This window comes from Leifsonia sp. HAY1-4F, from assembly GCF_056755275.1.
In genome coordinates this window covers 20,592-27,462 of the sequence record NZ_JBNDHX010000047.1, presented here as the reverse complement: position 1 = coordinate 27,462, position 6,871 = coordinate 20,592, and the positions used below count along the sequence as shown (strand labels likewise).

The window sequence follows — 6,871 nt, the reverse complement described above, 5'->3', positions numbered from 1 at the left end:
TCCGTCGTCGGCAGCGTCAGATGTGTATAAGAGACAGGTCATCGAGAGGACGTCGAGGGCGGTGTCGAGCTGCTCGAGGGTGACCTCGCCACGCTCGACGAAGCCGAGGTCGATGACGGCCTCACGCACGGTGATGCCCTTCGCGACGGCGTGCTTGGCGACCTTCGCGGCCGACTCGTAGCCGATCACCCGGTTGAGCGGGGTCACGATCGACGGGCTCGACTCCGCGAAGGCGCGGGCGCGCTCGAGGTTGGCCTCCAGGCCGCGGATGGTCTTGTCGGCGAGCACGCGGCTCGACTGGGTGAGCAGACGGATGGACTCCAGGAGCGCGGTTCCCATCACGGGGATGGCCACGTTCAGCTCGAAGAGGCCGGAGGCGCCGCTCCACGCGATCGTCGCGTCGTTCCCGACGACGCGCGCGGCGACCATCAGCACAGCCTCCGGGATGACCGGGTTCACCTTGCCGGGCATGATCGAGGATCCCGGCTGCAGGTCCGGGATGTGCAGCTCGCCGAGACCCGTGTTCGGGCCCGAGCCCATCCAGCGCAGGTCGTTGGAGATCTTCGTCAGCGAGACGGCGATGGTCCGCAGGGCGCCGGATGCCTCGACCAGCGCATCCCGGTTGGCCTGCGCCTCGAAGTGGTTGCGCGCCTCGGTGACCGGAAGCTCGGTCTCGGCCGTCAGCAGCTCGATGACGAGCTGGGGGAAGCCGAGGGGCGTGTTGATGCCCGTGCCGACGGCGGTCCCGCCGAGGGGAACCTCTGCGACGCGGGGGAGTGCTGCCCGGATCCGCTCGATGCCGTAGCGCACCTGCGCGGCGTAGCCGCCGAACTCCTGCCCGAGGGTGACCGGCGTCGCATCCATCAGGTGCGTGCGGCCGCTCTTGACCGCCTCCGCCCACAGCTCCGCCTTCTCCTCCAGCGCCACCGCGAGGTGGTCGAGTGCCGGGATGAGGTCATCGATGAGCGCGCCGGTGACCGCGATGTGCACCGAGGTCGGGAAGACGTCGTTCGAGGACTGCGACGCGTTCACGTGGTCGTTCGGGTGCACGGGACGGCCGAGCCGCTCGGACGCGAGAGTCGCCAGCACCTCGTTCATGTTCATGTTGGACGAGGTGCCCGACCCGGTCTGGTAGACGTCGATCGGGAACTCCGCGTCGTGGGCGCCGGAGGCGACCTCGTCGGCGGCCGACGCGATGGCGTCCGCCACCTCCTGGTCGAGGACGCCCAAGCGGGCGTTGGCGAGCGCGGCCGACTTCTTGATCCGCGCCAGTGCGGCGATCTGCGCCGGCTCGAGAACAGAGCCCGAGATCGGGAAGTTCTCGACCGCACGCTGGGTCTGCGCGCCGTACAGGGCGTCCTTCGGGACGCGCACCTCGCCCATCGTGTCGTGTTCGATGCGGTACTCGGCGTCAGCCTGGGTGTCCACCACGGTGTGTTCTTCCTTTCTGTTTGCGGGGGTCGGGTCAGTCGCTCACGCCGACGACGACGTCGGGGACCGCCCGGCCCTCCGCGAGCCGGTAGTTGGCGCCGACGATCCCGAGAGTGTTCTCGGCGACCGCTGACGCGATGATCTCGGACCGCGCGAGCAGCTCGGACACGGTGTCGCGCAGATGCTCCCGCCCGACCGCGGACGCGTCGACCACGCGCGGGTCGACCGCCCCCGGCCCGGTGACGCGGTGGACCGCGGGCACGATCGGCGCGATCAGGTCCGCGATGTGCGGCGGAAGAGGCTCGGCGTCGGCTGCCTGTGAGGCGATCGCCGAGGCGACCGCGCCGCAGCTGTCGTGCCCGAGCACGAGGATGAGGGGGATGTGCAGGACGGCCACCGCGTACTCCAGCGAACCCAGCACCGAGCCGGACACGACTTGACCGGCGTTGCGGATGACGAACGCATCGCCCAGCCCGAGGTCGAAGATGATCTCCGCAGCCAGGCGGGAGTCGGAGCAGCCGAAGATCGCCACCACGGGCTCCTGACCGCCGGCGACCGATTCGCGGCGCGTCACATCCTGGTGGGGATGCTGCGGCTCGCCCGCGATGAAGCGGGCGTTGCCCTCGAGCAACGCGGTCCAGATCTTTGCAGGGCGTGTGGTGGGCACTACTTTCCTCCTCCGAGTGAATGGATCTGGTCGACGAGCGACGACGCCACCGTGCGGAACTCGGTGTCGTCCGCCGTGCCGGACAGGATGACTGTGCTGTCGCCCGCGTGAGCCACCAGGGCGTAGTCGACGTTGTCGTCCTGCGAGCCCGAGGCGCGATGGTCGTAGACGTCCCACCTGATTCCGTCGATGTCTCGCGTCCCCGTGATGACCGATTTCCCCACCTGGTCGGAGACCCAGCTGTCGTTGGCGCCGAAGCCCTGCGTGACACCGATGAACTGCTGCTTCGGGCTGATCAGGCCGATGTACCAGGAGTCGACCTTGTCGGCGGTCTTGGTGCGCAGCTCCGCGTTGTTCGACGTCCAGCCGGAGGGGAGCTTCGGCACGAGCAGCGGATCCGGTTCGCTGCCCTGTGCCTGCTGGGCTGCGGCCGCGTAGTCCACGGCGGGCCGGGTCGCCGACGGGTTGCCGCGCGGCACGACCAGGACGATGACCGCCACGAGCGCGAGCGTCGCGATGAGGGAGTAGACGAGGTTGTTGATCGTCTGCCGGTTGCGATGGTTCGCCGAGTTCTCCGCCTTGCGGGCGGCGGTCTCCTCCGGCGTCTCAGGGCGGCCGAGCTCGGCGACCACCGCAGGTGGCTTGGTGCGAGGGCTCATTCGCTCGCGGCTTCTGACACGCTCTGCGACGTGCCCGCGCCGACTCCGGCTCGCGCCGCATCCAGCCGTGCCTTCGCGCCGATCAGCCACTCCTCGCAGTGCCGCGCCAGCGCTTCGCCGCGCTCCCACAGGGCGATGGACTCCTCGAGGGTCGACGTGCCCTGCTCCAGCTCGGTGACGACGCGGATCAGCTCGTCGCGCGCCTCCTCGTAGCTGAGCGTGCTGAGCGGATCCCCCGCGGGGGACGTCTCGGAACTGGGCATGACATCCATTCTATTTGGCCCGCTGAGGGTCCGCTGGAGCGTCCGAATGAACGTCGGTCTGTGGAGGAACGTCAGCCTGTGGACGAACGGCGGCCTGTGGAGGGACGGCCGGCGAGGGCAGTTCGTCCCCCGCGGTCGCGGCGAGCGAGCCGCCCGAGACCGTGAGGCGCAGGGCGGTGCCCGCCGGCGCCTCCGCCGGCTCGGTCACGACGTGCCCGGCCGCCGTCTGCACGATCGCGTAGCCGCGATCGAGGGTCCCCTGCGGGGAGAGCGCCCGCAACTGCCCGCGCAGCTCTGCGACGCGGGTGGTCTCGCGGTCGACGCACCGCCCGACGAGCTCCGTCCCCCGGGAGACGTACCGAGTGAGCTCCTGGGCGCGCGCATCCACGATCCACCCGGGGGAGGCGAGGACGGGACGCGTGCGCAGGTGCCCGATCCGGTCGATCTCGTGCGCGATCAGGTGGGTGACGCGCATCCCGATCCGGGCGCGCGCCTGCTGCACGCGCGCCAGCTCTTCGGCGACGTCCGGCACGACCCGCTTCGCCGCATCGGTGGGAGTGGAGGCGCGCAGGTCGGCCACCTCGTCGAGGAGCGGCCGGTCGGCCTCGTGCCCGATGGCACTGACGATGGGCGTGAGGGCCGCAGCCGCAGCGCGCACCAGCCGCTCGTCGCTGAAGCCGAGGAGGTTCTGGAAGTCGCCGCCGCCCCGGGCGACGATGATGACCTCGACCTCGGGGTCCGCATCCAGCGTCCGGATGGCGGCGATGACCTCGGCGACCGTCCGCTCGCCCTGCACCGCAGCGTGCACCACGCGGAACCGCACCTGCGGCCAGCGCAGCTGCGCGTTGCGCAGCACATCCTTCTCGGCGTCGGAGTCCTTGCCCGTCACGAGGCCGATGGTGTGCGGCAGGAAGGGGAGCCGCTTCTTGCGGTCGAGCCCGAACAGCCCCTCGGCGGCGAGCTGCTGCCGCAGCCGCTCCAGCCGCTCGAGCAGGTCGCCGAGGCCGACGTGCTTCATGTCGTAGACCTGCATGGTCAAGGTGCCGCCCTTGACCCAGAAGTTCGGCTTGATCGCCGCGACCACGCGGTCGCCCTGCTTCAGGTCGGCAGGGATGCGCGCCTTCACGGACGACCAGATCGTGAAGCTGATCGTGGCGTCCTCATCGAGGTCCTTGAGCTTGCCGTAGACGTTGCCCCCGGAGGTGCCCCACTGCGTGATCTCGCCCTCGACCCAGGCGGTGCCGAGCCGCTCGATCCATCCCTTGATCTTGTTGTTGAGCAGGGCGACCGGCCACGGCGCGTCGACGGTCGGGGGAGCCGGCTGCATGGTGACGGTCGAGGGCTGTGCGGTGCCGCTGTCGGCGACCTGAGTCACAAGCGCCCTCCCATTCCGTCTCCAGTGTGCTCACGTAGGATCGATCGGGTGAGCGACACAACCATCAGCCTCCCGATTCCCCGTATGCCGGGGGTGAGGGGCCGGCTTCAGGATAACCCGGTCCTCGGACATAAGCGGGTGCTGCTGGCCGCTCCCCGCGGCTACTGCGCCGGTGTGGACCGCGCGGTCGTGGCTGTGGAGAAGGCGCTCGAGCTGTACGGTGCGCCGGTCTACGTGCGCAAGCAGATCGTCCACAACGTGCACGTCGTGTCCGAGCTGGAACGGCAGGGCGCGATCTTCGTCGACGAGGTGGATGAGGTCCCGCCTGGGGCGCACGTCGTCTTCTCGGCGCACGGGGTGTCGCCGGCTGTCGTGAATGCGGCCGCCGACCGTGGCCTGCTCGCGATCGACGCGACCTGCCCGCTCGTCACCAAGGTGCACCGGGAGGCGGTGCGGTTCGCGCGCGACGACTTCGAGATCCTGCTCATCGGCCACGCCGGCCACGAAGAGGTCGAGGGCACGGCGGGCGAGGCGCCCGAGCACGTGACCCTGGTGAACGGCCCGGACGACGTGGATTCGATCGTCGTGAAGGACCCGGAGAAGGTCGTCTGGCTGTCCCAGACCACGCTCTCGGTGGACGAGACGATGGAGACGGTGCGCCGCCTCCGCGAGCGCTTCCCCCACCTGCAGGACCCGCCGAGCGACGACATCTGCTACGCGACGCAGAACCGGCAGGTGGCCATCAAGAAGGTCGCCGAGCAGGCCGACCTCGTCATCGTCGTCGGCTCGGCCAACTCCTCCAACTCGGTCCGCCTGGTGGAGGTCGCCCTCGAGTACGGCGCGTCGGCGGCGTACCGCGTCGACTACGCGAGCGAGATCAAGCAGGAGTGGCTGGACGGCGTCGCCTCCGTCGGTGTGACGAGCGGCGCGTCCGTTCCCGAGGTGCTCGTGCAGGAGGTGCTGGACGACCTCGCCGGCGCCGGCTACCGCGACGTGGAGCAGGTCAAGACGGCCGAGGAGGACCTCATGTTCTCGCTGCCGAAGGAGCTCCGCAAGGACATCACCGGCAAGCAGGACGCGCGGGCGCTCGGCGGCCGCGTGCACTGAGCGCGGCGGGATCCCTGCCTCAGCTCGCGCGCGACGTTCCGCTCAGGATGTCGTCGGCGTTGTCGGAGATCCATTCCATCAGGGGCAGCAGGTGTGTGGTCACGTCCCGGCCGCGCTCGGTCAGGCTGTAGTCGACCCGTGGCGGGACGGTCGGCTGAGCGGTGCGCAGGACGAAGCCGTCCTTCTCGAGGGTCCGGAGCGTCTGGGCAAGCATCTTCTCGCTGATGCCCTGCACGGTCCGGCGCAGTTCACCCCAGCGCAGGTCGCTCTGCGAGAGCGCGACGAGGATGAGGACGCCCCAGGTGCTGGTGATGTGATTGAGCACGATGCGGCTCGGGCACTCCGAGGGGAGCACGCCATCGGTGAAGCCGTGGCCGTTCAACGCCTGAATTCCGGTGTCCACGTCAGTAGCTTACCAAAAAGTGGGTACCTCCCTTCGGGAAGTATTGTGCGAACCTGCCGGTTGCCGATCATGAACAACCGAAAGGAACCCCATATGACCATCGTCATCACCGGCGCGACCGGGCAGCTCGGCCGTCTCGTCATCGAGTCCCTCCTCGAGCGCGGAATCCCCGCCTCCGACCTCCGCGCTCTGGGGCGGAATGCCGACCGGCTCGCCTCCTTCGCGGCGCAGGGAATCGACACCCGGGTCATCGACTTCGAGCAGCCCGAGACTCTGGATGCGGCGTTCAACGGCGCCGACGCCCTCCTTCTCGTGTCCGGTTCGGAGGTCGGCCAGCGGTTGCAGCAGCACCGCAACGCGATCGACGCGGCCGTCCGCGCCGGAGTCGGCCGCGTGGTCTACACCAGCGCGTCGAAGGCGACGGACACCGACCTGGTGGTCGCTCCCGAGCACGCCGAGACCGAGCGGTTGCTCGCCGCGTCGGGCCTGCCGGTCACGGTGCTGCGCAACAACTGGTACACCGAGAACTACCTCGGCACCCTCGACACCGCAGCCGCGACCGGCGAGATCGTCGCAAGCGCGGGGGAGGGCCGCGTCGCCAGCGCCACTCGGGCCGACTACGCCGAAGCGGCCGCCGTCGTCCTCACCACGCCGGGCCACGAGGGCGCCGTGTACGAGCTGAGCGGCGACACCGCGTGGACCTTCGCCGACCTGGCCGAGGTGGCCAGCGAGCTCCTCGGCCGGGAGGTCGTCTACCGGCCGGTGAGCCCGGAGGAGCACGGCAGCATCCTGACCGGCGTGGGCCTGGACGCCGGCACCGCAGGTTTCGTGGTCGCGCTCGACGGCAACATCCGGGATGGAGCGCTTGCGGAGGCCACGCCGACGCTGCGGGAGCTGATCGGCCGCCCGACGACGCCTCTGGCGGACGGGCTGGCTCAGGCGCGCGCGGCGGCCTGAACCTCGGTC

Annotated in this window: 8 protein-coding genes; 2 read left to right on the top strand and 6 right to left on the bottom strand. The window is 70.0% G+C overall.

The annotated features are described in order from the left end of the window. The 5 genes from ACPYOG_RS10655 to xseA form a co-directional block, all read right to left on the bottom strand. A partial coding sequence (locus tag ACPYOG_RS10655) for a class II fumarate hydratase (RefSeq protein WP_481294200.1) occupies nucleotides 1-1,431 on the bottom strand: 1,431 nt, incomplete at its 3' end. Nucleotides 1,432-1,465: 34 nt separating this feature from the next. After that, a complete protein-coding gene (locus ACPYOG_RS10650) occupies nucleotides 1,466-2,098 on the bottom strand; it encodes a carbonic anhydrase (RefSeq protein ID WP_481294199.1) in 633 nt (210 codons plus the stop codon). After that, nucleotides 2,098-2,757 (bottom strand): DUF4245 domain-containing protein, encoded by a 660-nt coding sequence (locus ACPYOG_RS10645; protein WP_481294198.1) that lies wholly within the window; start codon nucleotides 2,755-2,757, stop codon nucleotides 2,098-2,100. The genes ACPYOG_RS10650 and ACPYOG_RS10645 overlap by 1 nt, the downstream gene beginning before the upstream one ends. Continuing rightward, a complete protein-coding gene (locus tag ACPYOG_RS10640; protein WP_481294197.1) occupies nucleotides 2,754-3,029 on the bottom strand; it encodes an exodeoxyribonuclease VII small subunit in 276 nt (91 codons plus the stop codon). Before ACPYOG_RS10640 ends, ACPYOG_RS10645 begins: the two co-directional genes overlap by 4 nt. A 1-nt stretch (nucleotide 3,030) precedes the next feature. Next, on the bottom strand, nucleotides 3,031-4,347 hold the full coding sequence (gene xseA / locus ACPYOG_RS10635; protein ID WP_481294202.1) for an exodeoxyribonuclease VII large subunit: 1,317 nt from the start codon (nucleotides 4,345-4,347) through the stop codon (nucleotides 3,031-3,033). A gap of 132 nt (nucleotides 4,348-4,479) precedes the next feature. Between xseA and ACPYOG_RS10630 the strand changes: the two genes are divergently transcribed. Beyond that, nucleotides 4,480-5,502 carry a 4-hydroxy-3-methylbut-2-enyl diphosphate reductase gene (locus ACPYOG_RS10630; RefSeq protein WP_481294201.1) on the top strand — a complete coding sequence of 341 codons (1,023 nt, stop codon included), beginning with the start codon at nucleotides 4,480-4,482 and terminating at the stop codon, nucleotides 5,500-5,502. A 19-nt stretch (nucleotides 5,503-5,521) separates the two neighbouring features. Here the strand turns inward: ACPYOG_RS10630 and ACPYOG_RS10625 are convergent, their stop codons facing one another. After that, complete coding sequence (locus tag ACPYOG_RS10625; protein WP_481294196.1) at nucleotides 5,522-5,905, bottom strand: winged helix-turn-helix transcriptional regulator; 384 nt, start codon at nucleotides 5,903-5,905, stop codon at nucleotides 5,522-5,524. 93 nt (nucleotides 5,906-5,998) lie between these two features. Here ACPYOG_RS10625 and ACPYOG_RS10620 point away from each other — a divergent pair, with 93 nt between their 5' ends. Continuing rightward, on the top strand, nucleotides 5,999-6,862 hold the full coding sequence (locus ACPYOG_RS10620; RefSeq protein ID WP_481294195.1) for an SDR family oxidoreductase: 864 nt from the start codon (nucleotides 5,999-6,001) through the stop codon (nucleotides 6,860-6,862). The last annotated feature ends 9 nt before the right edge of the window (nucleotides 6,863-6,871 follow it).